This window comes from Roseibium aggregatum, from assembly GCF_014692675.1.
Classification (GTDB): Bacteria; Pseudomonadota; Alphaproteobacteria; order Rhizobiales; family Stappiaceae; genus Roseibium; species Roseibium aggregatum_C.
In genome coordinates, this window is the sequence record NZ_JABFCZ010000008.1 from 65,147 (window position 1) to 83,924 (window position 18,778).

Here is an 18,778-nt window from a genome sequence, read left to right on the forward strand (position 1 = left end):
ACCGAGCTTGCGGATGGTTCCCGCACGTCACTTGCTCGAATCGTAAAATCCTACAGGAGGATTTAAGGCCGGGTTAAACTTGTCTCCCGGAGACCTTCGATACTCAAGAAACTTTCTTGGGGCGCGGTTCTCTGAGGAGAAATGCCGGAACATGTCCGTCCCTGCCGAATGCGGGTTCGTTCCTGTCCGGCTTTGAACGGGTTGTCGGCCGCGAGGAGGACGAATCGCTCTGATCCTGCCGTACGGGGCGCCGGCGCGGTTTCGGCTGTGTGTCTTCCGTAATGACGGCGTCGTCGTTGTCGGCCTTTTTGCGCCTCGCGGGTTTTTCCGCAGTCGATTTGGAGGCCGGTTTTTCTGCAGTCGATCTGGAGGCCGGTTTTTCCGCAGTGGTTCTGCTGGACGGCTTGCCATCGGTCGCTTCGGGCTTGGCCGTCTTCGAACGTCGGCGCGCCTTGCGTTCTTTCGCGGCTGCCTCGAAGTCGATCGGTTCGCCTTCCCATTCGATGGGGTTGTTGATCAGTTTTTCAATCGCATCGAGGTATTTCTGGTCGTCGGGGGTTACGAGCGTATAGGCAACCCCGGATCTTCCGGCCCGGCCGGTTCGTCCGATGCGGTGGACGTAGTCTTCCGCATGGCTCGGTACGTCGTAGTTGAAGACGTGGCTGACTTCCGGAATATCCAGACCGCGGGCGGCCACATCGCTGGCCACCAGCAGGGTGATGTTACCTTTGCGGAAATTGTCCAGCATCATCATCCGGGTCCGCTGGTCCATGTCGCCATGAAGGGCGCCGACATTGTAGCCGTGGCGCTCCAGGGACCGGAACAGCGTCGTGATGTCGCGTTTGCGGTTACAGAACACGATAGCGTTCTTGAGATCTTCGGACTTTTCCAGAAGCTCGCGCAGAGCAGCGCGCTTCTCGAAGTCCTGGTTTTCGGTAGCCTTCAGGAACTGCGCGACATTTTCCGCGGTCGTCAAAGTGGGGGCTACCTCGATTTTGGCCGGGTTCTGCAGAAACGCTTCGGTCAGGCGCTGAATTTCCGGCGGCATCGTCGCCGAGAAGAACAGGGTCTGGCGCGTAAACGGGATCAGCTTGCAGATACGTTCGATGTCCGGAATGAAGCCCATGTCGAGCATGCGGTCGGCTTCGTCGATCACGAGGATCTCGACCCCCTGCAGCAGCAGCTTGCCGCGCTCGAAGTGGTCGAGCAGGCGGCCGGGGGTCGCAATCAGGACGTCTGCGCCGCGATCGAGCTTCTTGTCCTGTTCACCGAAGGAAACGCCGCCGATCAGCAGGGCAACATTCAGTTTGTGGTTCTTGCCGTATTTTTCGAAGTTTTCTTCCACCTGAGCGGCGAGCTCGCGCGTGGGCTCCAAAATCAGGGTGCGCGGCATCCGCGAGCGTGCGCGGCCCTTTTCCAGAAGGGTCAGCATCGGCAAGGTAAAACTTGCGGTTTTGCCCGTTCCGGTTTGCGCAATGCCAAGGACATCGCGTCGCTCCAGCACGCGGGGGATCGCTCCCGCCTGAATTGCTGTCGGTTCCGTATATCCCGCCGCTTCCACTGCAGCGAGAACCTTCTCGCTAAGACCGAGAGTATTAAATGACATATAGAGCCTTTAGCCCGGATTTATTGATCGATCGAATGACACCAGTTGCCGGCAGACGCCGTGCAAAGTCGGGCACACCCTACATTTGTCGGCGCTAGTGTCAATGTGAAGACCAGGCAAAATACGAAGAAATTCGCCGATATCGGAGAATAAAAACGTATATCAGTTAACTGTGGCCGCCAGGGGGAGGTCGAAATTTAAATTATCTCGCAAATTGGTAGTACCCGATGACTTTGCCGTGAAAAGAAATTGCAACTTTAAAACGCAGTGTTGCATGAAATAACAATACGGGAGCGAAGCCGCTCAGACTGCTCCGGAAGAGCTTGCCTGCCCGTTCAGTTCATTGGCCGGATCGGAATTTTTCCACGAGCGTTGGCGAGCGGTCGGCCCGCCGGCGCCGTTTTCGAAAAACAGCTTGTAGTCGCGCCGGTAATGTCTCAGAACGTTGCCGAAATACTGGGAATTGCGAATGGCTTCCGCTGTTTCATGCGTCGGCATTTCGATGGCCGCCGGACCTTCGCCGATGTCCACATTGCTCTGCCGTTTCAGCAACGAGCGCAGCTTGCTCCAGTCCGACGGCAACCTGTTGAAGTCGAGGACCAGGTCCGGAATGAGCGCACCCTTGTGGTGGAGCATGGACGCCTGGCTGCGCAGCAGATTGTCGGCGCCGAGATCGGTCGTTTCCAGAACCCGTTCCAGAAACTCTTCGATCGGCATCTGTTTGCGGAAGCGGTTTTCCTCAAAATAGGCGGGCAGGTCGGCGTCGCCGAGAATAAGGTGCTCGTAGCAGGCGGCCAGTCGGGTATGGGGATACTGAACGACGGTAAAGACCGGAAAATCGGGATGCCGCCGTTTGAGCTCGCTGGCCGTCAGCAGCTGTATATCGCCTTCCCAAAGGCCAGTGTAGTCGTGTCCGGTGTAGTCGGCGGTATAGGCTTGCGCGGCATGCGGGTCTGCGGCCTGACCGCTCAGCATTTTCAGGACCGGGAAAACCGTTGCCATCGGGGCGCCGGGAATGCGGGCATATCCCACCCGCGCTTTCCGGAACACCATGTAGTGACGGTTTCTGAGCGGCCGTCGCTGACGGTCGAATACATCATACATCGCTTGCAGCATGGTCGCGGTCCGCAGACTTTTTACTTGCTTGTTTGCGCCAGAAGCGAGGGCAACAAAGACTTTTGCGTGAACATTGGGAAACATGATAGTGCCTAACCGCGCGGAGCGATAGGGCAGACTTGCGGTTTCCTTCGATTGATACAGTCGGGCCCCTGCCTCAGATGTCCAGATCCTCGGCGAATTCGGCGTTGTCCTGGATGAAGCGGAAGCGGGCCTCCGGCTTGTTCCCCATCAGGCGTTCCACAACGTCGTTGGTTTCCGCAACGGCCTGTTCATCGACCCGGACCAGCAGCATGGTGCGGTTTTTCGGATCCATGGTGGTTTCCTTCAACTGGGCGGGAAGCATTTCGCCGAGGCCCTTGAACCGGCCGATTTCGACCTTTGCCTTTCCCTTGAAGGTGGTCGCCAAAAGCTCGTCCTTGTGAGCATCGTCCCGGGCATAAAGCGTCTTGCCGCCCTGGGTCAGCCTGTAGAGGGGAGGGACGGCCAGAAACAGGTGGTCGTTGCGGATGAGCTCCGGCATTTCCCGATAAAAGAACGTGATCAGAAGCGAAGCGATATGCGCGCCGTCCACGTCCGCGTCGGTCATGATGACGACCTTTTCGTAGCGCAGGTCCGTATCGCGATAATTCGACCGGGTTCCGCAGCCGAGCGCCTGGACCAGGTCGGCCAGCTGCTGGTTGGCGGCAAGCTTATCCCGCCCCGCGTTGGCGACGTTCAGGATCTTGCCGCGAAGCGGAAGGACGGCCTGGTTGGAACGGTTGCGCGCCTGCTTTGCCGAGCCGCCTGCCGAATCCCCTTCCACGATGAACAGTTCCGTCCCGTCCGCCTGGTTGGCGGAACAGTCGGCGAGCTTGCCGGGCAGGCGCAGCTTGCGGACGGCCGTCTTGCGGGCGACATCCTTCTCCTGCCGCCGGCGCAGGCGTTCCTCGGCCCGGTCGATCACCCATTCCAGCAACTTGTTCGCCTGGTTGGGCGATGCCGTCAGCCAGTGGTCGAAGGCGTCGCGGACCGCGGTTTCCGTGATGCGGGTTGCCTCGTTCGTCGCCAGCCGGTCCTTCGTCTGGCCGACAAACTCCGGTTCCCGGATAAAGACCGAAAGCATTCCGCCGGCCGATGTCAGCACATCGTCGCCGGTGATGATGGACGCCTTCTTGTTGTTGGTCAGCTCGCCATAGGCCTTCAGGCCGCGCAGCAGCGCATAGCGCAAGCCTGCTTCATGGGTGCCGCCTTCCGGCGTCGGAACCGTGTTGCAGTACGAATTTATGAAACCGTCGCCGGCAAACCAGGTCACCGCCCATTCGACCGACCCGTGACTGCCCGCCTTGTCCGTGCGTCCGGCGAAAATGTCGTCGACAACGGTCCGCTCCTTGGAAAGCCGCTCAGACAGAAAGTCGCGCAGTCCGCCGGGGAAATGGAACACGGCTTCCGCCGGGGTTTCGTCCTTTTCCGACAACAGGGCCGGGTCGCAATGCCAGCGGATTTCGACGCCGCCGAAGAGATAGGCCTTCGATCGGGCCATCTTGAGCAGGCGCGCAGGAATGAATTTGGCGCCTCTGCCGAAAATCTCCGGATCCGGCTTGAAGCTGACGCTGGTGCCGCGGCGGTTCTGCGTATCGCCGACGAGCTCCAGCGGGCCTTGCGGGATGCCGCGCTGGAAGCGCTGCCGGTAGAGCTTGCGCGTCCGCGCCACCTCGACGACCAGGTCCTCCGACAGGGCATTGACGACCGAAACGCCGACGCCGTGGAGACCGCCGGACGTCTCGTAGACCTTGCTGTCGAATTTCCCGCCCGCGTGCAGCGTGGTCATGATGACCTCAAGCGCGGACTTGTCCTTGAACTTCGGATGCGGATCGACCGGAATACCCCGGCCGTTGTCGGTCACGGTCAGATAACCGTCCGCGGAAAGGGAAACATCGATCCAGGTCGCGTGGCCGGCGACGGCCTCGTCCATGGAGTTGTCGATAACTTCCGCAAACAGGTGGTGCAGCGCCTTTTCGTCGGTGCCGCCGATATACATGCCGGGGCGGCGGCGAACCGGTTCCAGGCCTTCCAGGACCTCGATATCGGCGGCGGAATAATCCTCGCCGCCGGTCACGGCTTTGAGGGCGGGCCGTGCGGTCTTTCGTGCCGGAGTTGCTGGCGGATCGCGGTCAATCGGGACAGCTGCCTGTGCGTTTCCTGCAAAAAGATCGTCTTTTCCGCTCATTCAGTTTCCGCCGTCTTGGTCTTTCCAGATCTCATTCGCCGACAAACCCTGTCCCGCGAATCACCAGATGAGTTTCGCAGGACAAAGCCGGAACAGCAAAGCGTTCCGCGCATTCACCCCCAATTTACACACGCAGCCGCAGCGAATGCTCTCGCGGCAACCGAATGTCAACCCGTCTGTGGTTTCATCGCACCTGGAAAAAAGAGCGGCGCAACAAAACCGCTGAAACCAAAGGGGAATGGGCAAATGATCAGACAGTATGGAGTCGCAGTCCGGCAGCAGGCAGATCTGTTCTGCGCGGGCACCTTGGCAATTTGTGCAGTGATTATGGCTCTGATGGGGTGAAAACCCAGGTGGGGGTGTGACATCGAGGCAACAGGCGCGCAGGAAGTCTCCTCTCAGGAGGGGTGTCGGCATTGCTGCCGTTCTTCGGCCATGTTTCATCTTCACCCGTTGATCTTGCGCGGCATGAGACCGGACTGTGTCGGTTGGCATCTTCCGGTCGGGATAATGGCGCGATGGAGATTTAACGGCACCAGGTTGGGGCAGCACGGTCCGCAAGGCCGGTTGCCGGATCGGCGGAAATGCGACGAACGCAAGCAAGCGGCCGGAAGCGCAACAGCAGCATGCATTGGCATGTGCGCTTCGGCCGGGCCTGCAGAAGGCGGGTTTGACAGAAGATTGTCCAGCTCCTGCCGCATTCCGTCCGACAAGGGCCCAACTCTGGTCGAAATGAGCGGATACGCTGTGCGCAACGTGTTCAATAAGACCGATTTCGCTGAGAAAAACGGTCAATGTGATGAGTTCAGGATGATGCCTCGGACGTGGCGACAGACAGGAACAGGGAAAAAGGCACCGATGCCGGCGGTATCGGCGTGCCTTGCTGTCTGTCTTGTTCTGGCAGGCGGCTTCGGTTCGCTTGGGCAGGCCTTGGCATTCGATGGCAAGCCGGCAGCCGACGATGCGATCAAGGTCGAGGATCTGTCCCCGCGCGAGGCGCTGCGGACCGGTGCCCGTCAATATTACGCCGGCGACAAGGCCGCCGCGTTGAGTTCCCTGCAGTACGCTGCAAAGAAGGGACAGCCGATGGCTGCCTGGAAACTTGGCGAAATGTACGCCAAGGGCGACGGCGTCAAGGAAGACGATATCAAGGCCTTCGAATATTACAGCCAGGTGGTGCGCGAACACGGCGACAGCGGGCCGCACGAACCGGACGCCCCGTTCGTGGCGAGTGCATTCGTCGCGCTTGGAACCTATTACCTGAACGGCATCAGCGATGCGGTGCCGCAGAACCTGGCGCGCGCCCGGCAGATCTTTACCCACGCGGCATCCTATTTCGGCGACCCGGAAGCGCAGTACGAACTGGGTCGCATGTACGAGGGCACCAGCAGCCGTCTGGCCGTGCGCTGGTACAATCTGGCCTCGCTCAAGGGGCATATCGGCGCGCAGGCCCGGCTTGGTGAAACGCTCTACAATATGGCGCATACGGACGCCCAGAAGGCCCGCGGCCTGATGTGGCTGACAGTTGCCCGCCGTCAGGCCCACGGAGCCGACGCCGACTGGATCAACGAAATGCACGAGCGGTATTTCTCGCTTTCAAGCGAGAACGTGCGGAAGCTGGCCCGTGGCATGGCCGACAGCTGGATCAACCAGAACCGTCCCGACATGGTCACGGCACAGCAGGTTCCCACGCAGTAGATCCGGAATTACCCGTTCGAACTGATCCGCAGGATGGACAACGGTACCGGTGTCATCCGGGCCGTGGGGCAGGGCGTCTTGCTGAAGCTCCAGGACGTGTTGTTGAGAACCATGTCACAGGTCGCCATTCTCGGCCCCGACGGCCCGTTCAGGCAGACCGCATCGCCCAGGTTATAATTGGTGCCCCGATAGCGGCAGGTGCAGTTGACGACGGGCTTTGGCGCCGCCGCGGCCTGCTTTATTTCTCCCGAAAATGCGGATGAAGCTCCTGAACCGATCAGGAAAGCGGCCGCTAAAAGCGAAGCGACAGATCTGTTCAGGCCCGCACGTTCCGGCAGGCCGCTTGCGAAGAAGGTCAGGATCTGTCTCATGGCCATCCCAATGCCGTGTCTTCTTAATAAGAGAAAACTCTAGCATATCCGTGACCGGGACGGAAATTCTTACAGAATGCCGCCGTTTTCAGGCAGCCAGGTCGACCCAGACGGGAACATGATCGGACGGCTTTTCCCAGCCGCGCACATGTTTGTCGATCCCGCAGCCCTTCATCCTGTCGGTCGCCTGGGGCGACATCAGGATGTGGTCGATCCGGATGCCGTTGTTCTTCTGCCAGGCGCCCGCCTGATAATCCCAGAAGGTATAGGTTTCCGGCGCTTGTGTGCAGGCGCGGACCGCTTCCGTCAGACCCAGGTTGATGAGGGTTCGGAATTTCTGCCGGCTTTCCGGCTGGAACAGGGCATCGTCAACCCAGGCATCCGGATTTCTGGCGTCGATCGGATCGGGAATGACGTTGTAGTCGCCAAGCAGCAGGAACGGGGTTTCCTCGGCAAGGCGCTTTTCGGCATGGGCGATCAGCCGGTCCATCCAGCCGAGCTTGTAGGGAAATTTCTCGGTTCCGAGCGGGTTGCCGTTCGGCAGATACAGGCAGCCGAAGCGTATCGCGCCTTTATCTGTCGAGACGCCCGCCTCGATGTAGCGTGCCTGCTCGTCGCTGTCGTCGCCGGGCAGGCCGCGCTCGACGTCTTCCATAGGCAGCTTCGACAGCAGTGCGACGCCGTTGAAGCTCTTCTGGCCGTGAGTCGCAACGTTGTAACCGAGTTCTTCGATCGCTTCTCTCGGGAAATTCTCGTCGACGGACTTGATCTCCTGGAAGCAGGCAATGTCCGGCTGGGCTTCCTTGAGCCATTCGAGCACCGTGTCGATCCGGGCCTTGACGCCGTTGATGTTCCAGGTGGCAATTTTCATCGCTTGCTTCCCGCTTCGCTACAGAATGCGGAAATTGGTAGCATCGCAGACACCGCTTTGTCCCGCCTTTGAAAACAAAACCGGGATCGGCCAACAGGAAACGGCGGAATGCGGGAAATTCAGATGGTAAAGCTGGTTCCGCACCCGCAGCCGGCGACGGCATTGGGGTTGTTGATCTGGAAGGACTGCCCGATCAGGTCGTCGACGAAGTCGATTTCCGATCCCGCCATATATTGCAGGGAGATGCTGTCGATCAGAACGGCGATGCCGTTCTTTTCGATCACCAGATCATCGTCTTCACGCTCGGTCACGAGATCGTATTTGTACTGCAGTCCGGAGCATCCGCCGCCTTCCACGCTGACGCGAAGATCCGTTCCGGCCGGTTCATTGGCCAAAATCCTTGCGATCCGCTTGGCAGCGCGGTCACTGACTGTTACGGGATGTTCAAGTGTCTCGGTCATGGTTCGCCGTCGTGAAAGATCGGTTGAAGTTGGCTGCTGCAGAACACGGTCAAGCCGTGCCGCTGTCTTGATCATGACAGATAGGTATGGTCTTCAAGGCACCGCGTCAATGTACGGGGGTACAGACATGGCGCTGAGGGTCGAAGCAAAATCATCGCACAGGGATAGGACTGCTCTGAAATGACTGCCCAGGGAAATCTCGGGTATGGCGCGCAGCCGCTGGCCCCATTTGCGCAGGATCCGAACGATACGCGCGGCCGTCTCTGTCCGGAACCGTCCAGCCCGACGCGCACGCCGTTCCAGCGCGATCGCGACCGGATCATCCATTCTTCCGCCTTCCGGCGGCTGAAGCACAAGACCCAGGTCTTCGTCTATCACGAGGGCGATCATTTCCGCACCCGGCTGACCCATACGATCGAGGTGTCCCAGATCGCCCGGGCGCTGGCGCGCGCCCTGCGGCTCGACGAGGATCTCGCCGAATGCCTGGCCCTTGCCCACGATCTGGGGCATACGCCCTTCGGCCACGAAGGCGAGGACGTGATGCACGAATGCATGGCGCCTTACGAGGGCTTCGATCACAATGCCCAGTCGCTGCGGGTGGTGACCAGCCTGGAACAACGCTATGCGGAGTTCGACGGGCTGAACCTGTCCTGGGAAACGCTGGAGGGGCTGGTCAAGCACAACGGTCCCCTGGTGTCGCCGGAAGGAAAGCCGCTTGGCAAATTTGAAGGCAGCGTGTTGCCTTTCGCCATTCGCGAATATGCGCAAAAGCAGGATCTGGAGCTTCATACCTGGCCGAGCGCGGAAGCCCAGGCGGCCGCGATTGCCGATGATATCGCCTATGATGCTCACGATCTTGACGACGGCCTGCGCGCGCGGCTGATCGCGGTCGAGGATATCAGGAGCGTTCCGTTCCTCGCCGATATCCTGCAGGAGGTCGACGCCAAATATCCCGGCCTTGAAGAGCATCGCCGGATCCATGAAATCGTGCGCCGGTCGATTACCCGCATGGTCGAGGATGTGATTACCGAATCCCTGCGCCGGATCGGCGAGGCGGATCCGAAATCCGTGACCGAGGTGCGCAACGCCGGCCGTTGCCTGGTGAATTTCTCCGACACCATGGCCAGGGCGGAACGCGAGGTGAAGACTTTCCTGTTCGCCAACGTCTACCGGCACGGCGATGTTCTGGCGATCCGCAAGCTTGTGGCCGGCATCGTGCGGGACCTGTTCGCCAGGTTCATGGCGGAACCCGGCCTGATGCCCGCGCCCTGGAACATGGACCTGGAGACAATCAGCGAATCGGTTCTGGCGCGCCGGGTTTGCGACTACATCGCCGGGATGACCGACCGTTTTGCCATCAGCGAACATCGCAGATTGTTTGACGATACTCCCGAATTAGGTTAGCCCGCCTTTCCAAGCCTGCGTTGCTCGACGGAAAATCCGTCTGCAGCACGCGGGTTTGTTGTGTTTGACGTTTCCAACCGGTCGGATGGTCATGAATATCTTTGCTGAATTCGCAGAACGGGTAAAAGCGGCCGTTCAGGGGCTTGATCTGAAAGGGAGCGACGGCGCGAGCCCCGACCTTTCCCGTGTGACCGTGGAATCGCCGCGCGATCCGGCTCATGGCGATCTGGCGACCAATGCGGCGATGGTGCTTGCCAAGCAACTGGGCATGAAACCGCGCGATCTGGCCGAGCAACTGGCCGAAAGCCTTCGCGCGGATGCCGACGTGACCGAAGTCAGCGTCGCCGGCCCGGGCTTCATCAACCTGAGGGTCGCGCCTGCTGTCTGGCACCGGATCCTGGGAGCGGTCATCGAGGAAGGGCTGGATTTCGGCCGGTCCGCGCGCGGCGCGGGCAAGAAGGTCAATGTCGAATATGTCTCCGCCAACCCGACGGGGCCGATGCATGTCGGCCATACGCGGGGCGCCGTTGTGGGCGATGCGCTCGCCGGCCTGCTGGCCTATGCCGGCTACGATGTAGTAAAAGAATACTACATCAACGACGCGGGCTCGCAGATCGACACCCTGGCGAAAAGCGCCTTCCTGCGTTACCGCGAGGCGCTGGGCGAGGAGATCGGCGAAATTCCGGCCGGCCTTTATCCGGGCGACTATCTGAAGCCGATCGGCGAGAAGCTTGCCAGGCAACACGGCGGCGCCCTGAAGGACATGGACGAAGCCGAGTGGCTGCCGATCGTCAAGGAAGAAGCCGTCGCCGGGATGATGGATCTGATCCGGGACGACCTGGCGACCCTGAACGTCCATCACGACGTCTTTTTCTCCGAGCGCACCCTGCATATGCATGTCGACGGCAAGCCGTCGAAAATCGACGAGATGCTCGAGGCGCTGCGCAAGGAGGACCTCGTCTACCAGGGCACGCTGCCGCCGCCGAAAGGGCAGGTGCCGGAGGATTGGGAAGACCGTGAGCAGACGCTGTTTCGGGCCGAGGACTTCGGTGACGACACCGACCGCGCACTGAAGAAGTCGGACGGGTCCTATACCTATTTCGCTGCCGATGTCGCCTATTTCCGCGACAAGTACCTGCGCGGCTTCGATGAAATGATCTATGTGCTCGGCGCCGATCACGGCGGTTACGTCAAGCGCCTTCAGGCCGTCGGCAAGGCGATTTCCGGCGGCAAGTCGGAAGTCATCGTGCGTTTGTGTCAGCTTGTGAAGCTGTTCCGCGGCGGTGAGCCGGTGAAAATGTCCAAGCGGTCTGGCGATTTCGTCACCCTGCGCGACGTGGTCGAGGAAGTCGGCCGCGATCCGGTGCGCTTCATGATGCTCTACCGCAAGAACGACGCGCCGCTCGACTTCGATTTCCAGAAGGTCACGGAGCAGTCAAAGGACAACCCGGTCTTTTACGTTCAGTACGGCCATGCACGTTGCCGTTCGGTCATGCGTCAGGCGCTGGAGGAACTGCCCGGGCTGGATGCGAGCGATGCCGTGCTTGCCGGAGCGGACCTTGCTCTGCTCGACGATGTCGGGGAACTGGAGCTGATCGGCAAGATGGCCATGTGGCCCAAGATTGTCGACGCGGCCGCGGAGACGCATGAGCCGCACCGCATTGCGTTCTACCTCCATGATCTCGCCAGTTCTTTGCATGCGCACTGGAATAGAGGCAAGGAATTGCCGCAATTACGTTTTATTAACGGCGATAATACCAAATTAACCCTAGCGCGTCTTGCCCTGGTCCGTGCAGTATCTTTGGTGCTTGCTTCAGGTCTCGCGATTCTAGGCGTTGATGCGCCGGAGGAAATGCGCTGAAGTTGCACTTGAATTTTTGTTGCGCAAACTGCGTGGCGAAGGAAACACGTCCGGCCGGATAGCAAATCGCAAATGTCTAGAGATTCCGACCATCCGAAATCCGATCTCCCGCAGACTGCGGCGGACGTGCGTGATGCTGGCTCCGCGCCGGGGGAAGATCCGTTGGTGGAATTGGCCAGGATTGTGCATCGAAGCAAGCAAACGGGTTCAGGCACGGCCGAAGCTCCCGTCCGGGCTCCGGTGCGGGATGAACCCGGCGATGCAGCGCCCCCAGTCAGCGTTCAGGAACCGGCGCCGGTCCGGCAATCGCCATACCTTTATCCGGGGCCGAAGGCTTCGATCCAGGAGCCGGTCGATGCAACAGGCGGCGTTGCCGGCCAGTCAATGCCGGGTTCCGACGAGAGTGAAACAATTGCTTCGCAAGCGACGCAGCATCCTGCAGCAGGTGACATGAGTACATATTCCGCAAGCGGTCCCACGGCTATGGCGGATGAACCCGTCGAAGCAGAGATCCCGCAGAGCCAGCTTCATCATGCGGTGTCCAAGAACCTGGAAGACAACCTGACGGCGGAACTGGAGGACGAACTGATCGGCGCCTTCCGCCAGTCCTTTGCACCCGCCGGGGTCTCCGATGTCCGGCCTCAGCCTCAAACGACGGAACCCGCGCAGCCGGAAGCCCCGGAAGCCTACGAATACGAGACCGAAACTGCCCCAGAGACCGCCCCAGAGGCGGTGCCTGAGGAGCGCGCACCGGAATACGCCGCTTCTTCCGCCTATCAGGAAACGGCTTCGGCTCAGGAGAGCGGGTGGCAGCATACCGGCAGCAGCAGCCTGGGTCATCTGGGCGTGAGCGCCTATGGCCAGCCGGCAAATGACCGGAACCCGCCGCAGGACGATGATCTTTTTGCCGGGCTCGATACCCTTGAGGCGGAAATCGGCGGCCGGCACAACGCGCGGTCCGAGTCGGAACCGTCCGGTCTGGACACGCTTTTCGCCGACCTTGAATTTTCGCCTGAGCGGGAAACCCGGCCTGAGCGGGATGTTCGGCCGGAACGGGATATCCGGCCCGAACGGGATATCCGGCCCGAACAGGGTATCCGGCCCGAACAGGATATCCGGAATGAGCCCGTTTTCGCCGAACCGGCCATCGAACAGCAACCGGTTCCGCGGTATGAGCAACCGGCGCGGTCCGATGACATTGATGAAATGGTCTGGCCGGATGCCGCAGCCGCGATACCGGTGGCGGACGAAAACGAGGAGATGCCGCCCCCGCCGGAAGGATATGATCTCGATGCCGTGGCGCGGGCCATGCAGGAGAGCGATCCCTCCCTCGACGGGTCCGGCGTTCTGCCGCCGCATCCCAGAAAGGAACGGGCGGCAGCGCCCGGATACGAGCGAAATTCCCGCAAGGGGCTCTACACGGCTGCCGGCGTCGTTGCGGTTGTGCTCGTGGGTGGTGCGGCATTCATGCTGTTCGACGGATCTTCCGTCGATGTTCCCTCCGGTCCGCCCCCCGTTATCGCCGGGCTTCAGGAGCCGTTGAAGGTTTATCCGGATAACAAGCCGGCACCGGAAGAGAATTCGGCCTCCAAGCTGATCTACGACCGTGTCGGAACGGCCGAAGACCAGACGAAAGAACGGCTCGTCCTGCCGGAGGAAACAAAGCCGGCAGAGTTGCCGCCAGCGCCTGAAGGGGCTGAGACAACCGATCCTCTCGTTCCTGGCGCTCCGAAGAAGGTAAGGACGCTGGTCGTCCGTCCGGACGGCACGATCATTTCCGGAGAACCGGACGCAGCACCTGTGCGGACCGTGGAAACGACGCCGGTCCGGCCGACGGGCGAGACGCCTGCACCGGCGCCGGCGGCGCCGGAAACCGCTACGCAGCCGGCGCCTGCCGCGGAAGCCCCCGTGCCGGCAGAACCCGAAACACCGCAAATTGTCGCTTCGACCGATGGCGGAACCCAGGAGGCCGAAGCTGCCGGCCCGGTGACGACCGTCGTTCCGCGGAAAAAGCCGGAGGTTCCGGCCCAGGTGGCACGTGCGCCGGAGCCGCAGGCAACGGCGCCTGCGCCTGCGCGAAACGATGGCCCGCTGAACCTTGTCAATCCGGCACCTGCCGCGCCGCAGGCCGCCGCACCGGCTGCTCCGGTCTCGACTGCCGGTCGGATCGCGCCGGGTACCTACGTGGTCCAGGTGACGTCGCAGCGCTCGGAGGATGCTGCCCGCTCCGCCTATCAGGCGCTGCAGCAGCGGTATCCGACCATTCTGGGATCCAGGCAGGCCGTGATCGTGTCCGCGAATATCGAAGATCGCGGAACCTTCTACCGGGCGCGGATCCCTTCCGGGTCGCGTGACGAAGCGATTTCGCTTTGCGAAAGCCTGAAAGCCGCCGGCGGCGATTGCTTCGTGCGGCGCAACTAGGGGCAGGCTTTGCCATCCGGTTCCGGCACAGGTCTCTTCGACGACACCCGCTCAACGTGAGTTGAGCGGGTTTTCATTTGGAAACCTGAAGAGGCGCGGATAGGAGGGACTGGAAAGGTTTCCCGGATGTCCCTGCAATCGCGCTACCAGCCAGTCGAAAGCACGCCGCTCGCCGTCGGCCTTGTCCTGTGCGGCGTCATCATGTTCACGCCTGTGTTTGCCGCCGGCAAGCTCGCTGACGGTCTTCTGCCTGCCGTGGTTCTCGTCTGGCTGCGGTATCTGGGCGGTGCGATGACCATGGGCGGTGTCGTCATGGTGCGCGGGTTGCCGGACGGGACGCTGAAAAGCCCGCAGTGGAAACTGCACCTGTTGCGGGCCGGTCTTGGAACGGGCGGCCTGGGGTGCATCATCTACGCAAGTTCGAGGCTTCCGGTTGTCGATGCCGCGGCAATCGGACTGACCAAGGGGTTCATGGCGATTGCCCTGGCCGGTCTTCTCCTCAGGGAAACAATATTGCTGCGCCACTGGATCGCCGGGGCCCTGTGCGCCCTGGGAGCCTACCTTGTCGTCCGTTCGTCTGTACCTCCAACCGGTCAGTCCGGATCATGGGTCTGGGACGGGGTGCTCGCGGCCCTTCTCGGGGCCTTCTTCATTGCCTGCGAAGCCTTGATGATCAAGGTTCTCGCCCGTCGCGAAAGTTCGGTTCTGGTGCTCGGCTACGTGAACATGTTTGCCGCGGTCATCATGACGGTTCCGGTGGTGTGGATCGCGGTGACCGATGGCATCGACTGGTCGTTTGCCCTGCCGTTCCTGGCGCTCGGGCCGGTTGCCATCATCGGCCAGACCTTCAATATCGAGGCGTATCGGCGGGCCGACGCGGCGACCCTGGCGCCTGTCGGCTATTCATGGGTGCTGAGCGCTGCCGCCTTCGGCTATCTCTTCTTCGGCGAGGTGCCGACCCCGAAGGCGGCCTTCGGCGCGTTGCTGATAGCAGCCGGCGGCTTCGTGCTGACGTTCGGCGGCCGTTTCCGGCTGCGGTTCTCGGCAGGCCGCTAGGCCATCAAGGCTTCAACCAGGAACGGCAGGCTGCGGTCGAGGCGGTAGTCGATCGAGGAATGATTGTCGTCGAATTCCTCGTAGGTATGCCTGACCCCGGCCGCATGGAGCTTGCGGGCCACGCGGCGCGCGCCGTAGAGAAGGTTGTACTGGTCGACCGTTCCGCAATCGATCCAGAGGCCTTTCAGGGATTTCAGGGCATCCGTATGGCGATCGGCCATCTGAACCGGGTCCCAGGAAAGCCAGTTGGACCAGCGGTCCTCAATCACGTCGCAGGTCTCAAGATCCACCGGCAGGCGGATGCCGCAGAACGTGTCCGGGTCAGGATCGGGATCGTAGGTGGCCGCCATGGCGAAGGTCATCAGGTCGTGCATCGCGCCGCCCGGATATTTGGGACCGCTTTCAAACTCGGTTACGAAGGTTTCGACCGATCCGTACCGCGCAATGGCCCTGAGTGCGCTCGGCATTTCCGGCAGGTAGCAGAGCTCAAACGCCATGTCGCCGGAGTGACAGGCGGCCGCCGACCAGACGTCGGGGTAAAGCATGGCGTGCACCAGTGCGCCATAGCCGCCTGACGATCTGCCGAACAGGCCCCGCCGCCCTTTTCCGCCGCAGCCGAAACGGCTTTCCACCGCGTCCAGCATGTCGCTCGTCAGCCATGTCGCCCAGGGGCCCATGGCCGCGCTGTCGATATACTGGTTGCCGCCGAGACGGGTGAAACAGTCGGGAAATGCGACGACGGTCAGGGGCAGGGCGCCTTCATGGATCAGCCGGTCGAGGCGTTCGGGAATATTCTCGCCGAAATTCTTCCAGTTGACATGGGCGGGTCCGCCGGAGGTGAAGCCGGCAAGGTCGACCAGTAGCGGCAGGCCGGCTCCGTCATGGCCGGCGGGCGTATAGACGATGATGTCCCGCGTCGACGGGTCGCCGAGGCGGTTCTGTTCCAGGACGGGAGACGTCACGCTCAGCCTGTGCAAGGTACCGGCGGGAATATCGGGGCGCGCGCGCATGACAATCTCCTTTCGATGGACTTCGGCACGAAGGCCGAAGCGGATCCCATGTCATCGCAGTCCGGAAGGGGGGATGCAAGTGCAGCCTGCATATCGTTCCGCTTGACCGTCGATTAGCTCCCACGGTAATCCAAACCATGATCAAAGCCTTTATCAGCGGCTGTTCCCGCGCTGCGCTGACACCTGAGGAAACGGCCTTTTTCCGGGAGGAAAATCCCTGGGGCCTCATCCTGTTCCGGCGCAATTGCGAAGCCCCCGACCAGGTCGCCGGTCTGGTGGCTTCGTTTCGCGATGCGGTCGGCCGGTCAGATGCGCCGGTCCTGATCGATCAGGAAGGCGGACGGGTTCAGCGCCTGCGCCCGCCGAACTGGCCGTCCTATCCGACTGCCGGAACCTTCGGGACACTCTATGAAAAGGACCGGCAGTGCGGCATGAGGGCAGCCTGGCTCGGCGCCCGGCTGATTGCCCATGACCTGCTGGCTCTTGGGATTACGGTCGATTGTTTGCCGCTGCTCGACCTGCGGCTGGCTGAAACCGTGGATGCCATCGGCGACCGGGCCTATTCGAGTGATCCTGAGACTGTTGCGGCTCTCGGCCGCGCCACCTGCGAGGGCCTGTTGGCAGGCGGCGTCCTGCCGGTGATCAAGCATCTACCCGGTCACGGCCGGGCCAAGGTCGACAGTCATCTGGAACTTCCCCGGATCTCCGCGTCCCGCCAGGAGCTTTCGCAAGCGGATTTCCTGCCGTTCAAGGCGCTGGCGGACATGCCGCTCGCCATGACCGCGCATCTGCTTTACCTGGAAATCGAGCCCCAGCATCCCGCCACGCAAAGCCCGACGATCATTCAGGACATCATCCGTGGCGAGATCGGATTTGACGGTTGCCTGATGAGCGACGATATCTCCATGAAGGCGCTAGGTGGGGATATGCGCGAGAGAGCGGCGCTAAGCTTTGCCGCAGGCTGCGATCTTGTGCTTCACTGCAACGGCGATATGGCGGAAATGAAGGCTGTTGCAGACGCCGCGCCGGCATTGCAGGGGAAGTCGCTTCAGCGCTGCGATGAGGCGCTGGCAAAGCGGAAGCAGCCGGATGCCGGCTTTGATCCGTTCGCCGCGCGCGAAGAGTTCGACGAGTTGCTTTCAGACGTCCCGGACCGGGCCGTCGGATAGGTAGGGAAAAGGGGATAAGACAGGCGATGGCCCGCGACACGCATCAGGATCTGCTGACGAGTGTGGATGCGACAGAGCGTGCCTCCTCCGATCCCCTGCTGGTGGTCGACGTCGAGGGGTTTGAAGGCCCGCTGGACCTTTTGCTGACCCTGGCGCGCAATCAGAAGGTCGACCTGACGCGCATCTCGATCCTGGCGCTGGTCGAACAGTATCTGGAATTCGTGGCGGAAGCCCGGCGTATGCGGCTGGAACTTGCCGCCGACTATCTCGTCATGGCGGCCTGGCTTGCCTATCTCAAGTCCAGGCTGTTGTTGCCGGAGCAGAAGGACGAGGACGAGCCGACGGGCGAGGAACTGGCTGCCGCCCTGGCGTTCCGCCTGCGCCGTCTTGAGGCCATGCGCGATGTGTCGGGAAAGCTGCTGGCGCGCAACCGGCTGGGCCGGGACATATTCGCCAGAGGCCGGCCCGAGACCACCTCAGTCGAACACAAGAGCGTCTGGACCGCTACCATCTACGATTTGCTCAGTGCCTACGCCACGCAGCGCCAGCGCCAGTCGGTCACCTCTGTCCGGGTGTTGCGGCGGAACGTCTGGTCCCTTCAGGAGGCGCGGGAGCTTCTGGTGCGGCTTGTCGGCCAGATCGCCGAATGGGCGCCGATCACCGGTTATCTGCAGGACTATCTGCGGGATGAGGAAGACTGGGCAACGATCGTCGCCAGCACGTTTTCCGCAAGTCTGGAAATGGTGCGCGAAGGTCAGGTAGAAATCAGGCAAGGCGATCCGTTTTCGCCGATCTACATTCGCGCGCGCCCTGCGGGAGACAAGAATGGACATTGAAGCCGACCTTCTGGATACGGCCGGTTCCGGTCCGGCGGACCAAAGCCGCGTCCCGGACCCGGACGGGCTGCGCATGGTCGAAGCCCTGCTGTTTGCGTCTGCCGAGCCCCTGTCGGTGGAGGAGCTCAAGGGGCGTCTGCCGGAAGGATGCGCGGTAGAGGATCTGCTGGAAGAGCTTCAAAAGACCTATGCCGCCAGAGGCGTCAATCTTGTCCGCGTGGCCGGCAAGTGGGCGTTCCGGACGGCCGAGGACCTGGCCTTCCTGATGCACCGGGACATGGAAGAGCAGCGCAAATTGTCGCGGGCGGCCCTCGAAACCCTGGCGATCATTGCCTATCACCAGCCGGTCACCCGGGCGGAGATTGAAGAAATCCGCGGCGTCTCCACATCAAAGGGCACCTTGGATGTGCTCTTGGAAACCACCTGGATCCGCATGCGCGGCCGCCGGAGGACGCCGGGCCGTCCTGTGACCTACGGCACCACGGAGGCATTCCTGGAGCATTTCGGCCTGGACACCGTCAAGGATCTGCCCGGTCTGGAGGAACTTAAAGGTGCCGGTCTTCTCGACAGTGCCGTGCCCGCAAGCTTCCTGGTCCCGTCGCCGAGCGACGATCCGGCCTTGACGGAAGACGAGGACCCGTTGGAAGAAGGCACGCTGTTCGAGGACGACGACAGGGATTAACAGGTAA

The 18,778-nt window shown here is 61.5% G+C and carries 15 protein-coding genes; 8 read left to right on the forward strand and 7 right to left on the reverse strand.

From position 1 onward, the window contains the following. Nucleotides 1–103: 103 nt before the first annotated feature. The 3 genes from HK439_RS08400 to parE all read right to left on the reverse strand — a co-directional run bounded on the left by HK439_RS08400 (nt 104) and on the right by parE (nt 4,931). Nucleotides 104–1,606 (reverse strand): DEAD/DEAH box helicase, encoded by a 1,503-nt coding sequence (locus tag HK439_RS08400; protein WP_190290954.1) that lies wholly within the window; start codon nt 1,604–1,606, stop codon nt 104–106. Between the two features lie 303 nt (nt 1,607–1,909). Beyond that, complete coding sequence (locus HK439_RS08405; protein WP_190290955.1) at nt 1,910–2,722, reverse strand: sulfotransferase family 2 domain-containing protein; 813 nt, start codon at nt 2,720–2,722, stop codon at nt 1,910–1,912. 157 nt (nt 2,723–2,879) lie between these two features. Next, a complete protein-coding gene (gene parE / locus HK439_RS08410) occupies nt 2,880–4,931 on the reverse strand; it encodes a DNA topoisomerase IV subunit B (RefSeq protein WP_190290956.1) in 2,052 nt (683 codons plus the stop codon). Between the two features lie 858 nt (nt 4,932–5,789). Here parE and HK439_RS08415 point away from each other — a divergent pair. Further along, nucleotides 5,790–6,629, forward strand: coding sequence for a tetratricopeptide repeat protein (locus HK439_RS08415; protein WP_190290957.1), 840 nt, complete (start codon nt 5,790–5,792; stop codon nt 6,627–6,629). An 8-nt stretch (nt 6,630–6,637) separates the two neighbouring features. On the opposite strand, the gene HK439_RS08420 is transcribed toward HK439_RS08415, so the two are convergent. The 3 genes from HK439_RS08420 to erpA all read right to left on the reverse strand — a co-directional run bounded on the left by HK439_RS08420 (nt 6,638) and on the right by erpA (nt 8,332). Next, nucleotides 6,638–7,000 carry a hypothetical protein gene (locus HK439_RS08420; protein WP_190290958.1) on the reverse strand — a complete coding sequence of 121 codons (363 nt, stop codon included), beginning with the start codon at nt 6,998–7,000 and terminating at the stop codon, nt 6,638–6,640. A gap of 88 nt (nt 7,001–7,088) precedes the next feature. After that, nucleotides 7,089–7,871 (reverse strand): exodeoxyribonuclease III, encoded by a 783-nt coding sequence (xth, locus tag HK439_RS08425; RefSeq protein WP_190290959.1) that lies wholly within the window; start codon nt 7,869–7,871, stop codon nt 7,089–7,091. Between the two features lie 119 nt (nt 7,872–7,990). Then, nucleotides 7,991–8,332, reverse strand: a complete 342-nt coding sequence (gene erpA, locus HK439_RS08430) for an iron-sulfur cluster insertion protein ErpA (RefSeq protein ID WP_190290960.1) — start codon at nt 8,330–8,332, stop codon at nt 7,991–7,993. 180 nt (nt 8,333–8,512) lie between these two features. Between erpA and HK439_RS08435 the strand changes: the two genes are divergently transcribed. From HK439_RS08435 to HK439_RS08450, 4 genes are all read left to right on the forward strand, one after another. After that, nucleotides 8,513–9,736 (forward strand): deoxyguanosinetriphosphate triphosphohydrolase, encoded by a 1,224-nt coding sequence (locus HK439_RS08435; protein WP_190290961.1) that lies wholly within the window; start codon nt 8,513–8,515, stop codon nt 9,734–9,736. 91 nt (nt 9,737–9,827) lie between these two features. After that, entirely contained in the window at nt 9,828–11,597 is a 1,770-nt protein-coding gene (argS, locus tag HK439_RS08440; RefSeq protein ID WP_190290962.1) for an arginine--tRNA ligase, read from the forward strand. A gap of 450 nt (nt 11,598–12,047) precedes the next feature. Then, nucleotides 12,048–14,018 carry an SPOR domain-containing protein gene (locus HK439_RS08445; protein WP_190290963.1) on the forward strand — a complete coding sequence of 657 codons (1,971 nt, stop codon included), beginning with the start codon at nt 12,048–12,050 and terminating at the stop codon, nt 14,016–14,018. 126 nt (nt 14,019–14,144) lie between these two features. Further along, nucleotides 14,145–15,074, forward strand: a complete 930-nt coding sequence (locus HK439_RS08450) for a DMT family transporter (RefSeq protein WP_190290964.1) — start codon at nt 14,145–14,147, stop codon at nt 15,072–15,074. Here the strand turns inward: HK439_RS08450 and HK439_RS08455 are convergent. Then, nucleotides 15,071–16,084 (reverse strand): alpha/beta hydrolase, encoded by a 1,014-nt coding sequence (locus HK439_RS08455; RefSeq protein WP_190290965.1) that lies wholly within the window; start codon nt 16,082–16,084, stop codon nt 15,071–15,073. The genes HK439_RS08450 and HK439_RS08455 overlap by 4 nt on opposite strands. 137 nt (nt 16,085–16,221) lie before the next feature. Here HK439_RS08455 and nagZ point away from each other — a divergent pair, with 137 nt between their 5' ends. Genes nagZ through scpB form a run of 3 tightly spaced genes read left to right on the forward strand, consistent with a single transcriptional unit; the run spans nt 16,222 to nt 18,771 of the window. Further along, nucleotides 16,222–17,253, forward strand: a complete 1,032-nt coding sequence (nagZ, locus tag HK439_RS08460) for a beta-N-acetylhexosaminidase (RefSeq protein ID WP_190290966.1) — start codon at nt 16,222–16,224, stop codon at nt 17,251–17,253. 26 nt (nt 17,254–17,279) lie between these two features. Further along, on the forward strand, nt 17,280–18,089 hold the full coding sequence (locus HK439_RS08465) for a segregation and condensation protein A (protein ID WP_190290967.1): 810 nt from the start codon (nt 17,280–17,282) through the stop codon (nt 18,087–18,089). Next, nucleotides 18,079–18,771 carry an SMC-Scp complex subunit ScpB gene (gene scpB / locus HK439_RS08470; RefSeq protein WP_190290968.1) on the forward strand — a complete coding sequence of 231 codons (693 nt, stop codon included), beginning with the start codon at nt 18,079–18,081 and terminating at the stop codon, nt 18,769–18,771. Before HK439_RS08465 ends, scpB begins: the two co-directional genes overlap by 11 nt. Nucleotides 18,772–18,778: the final 7 nt, after the last annotated feature.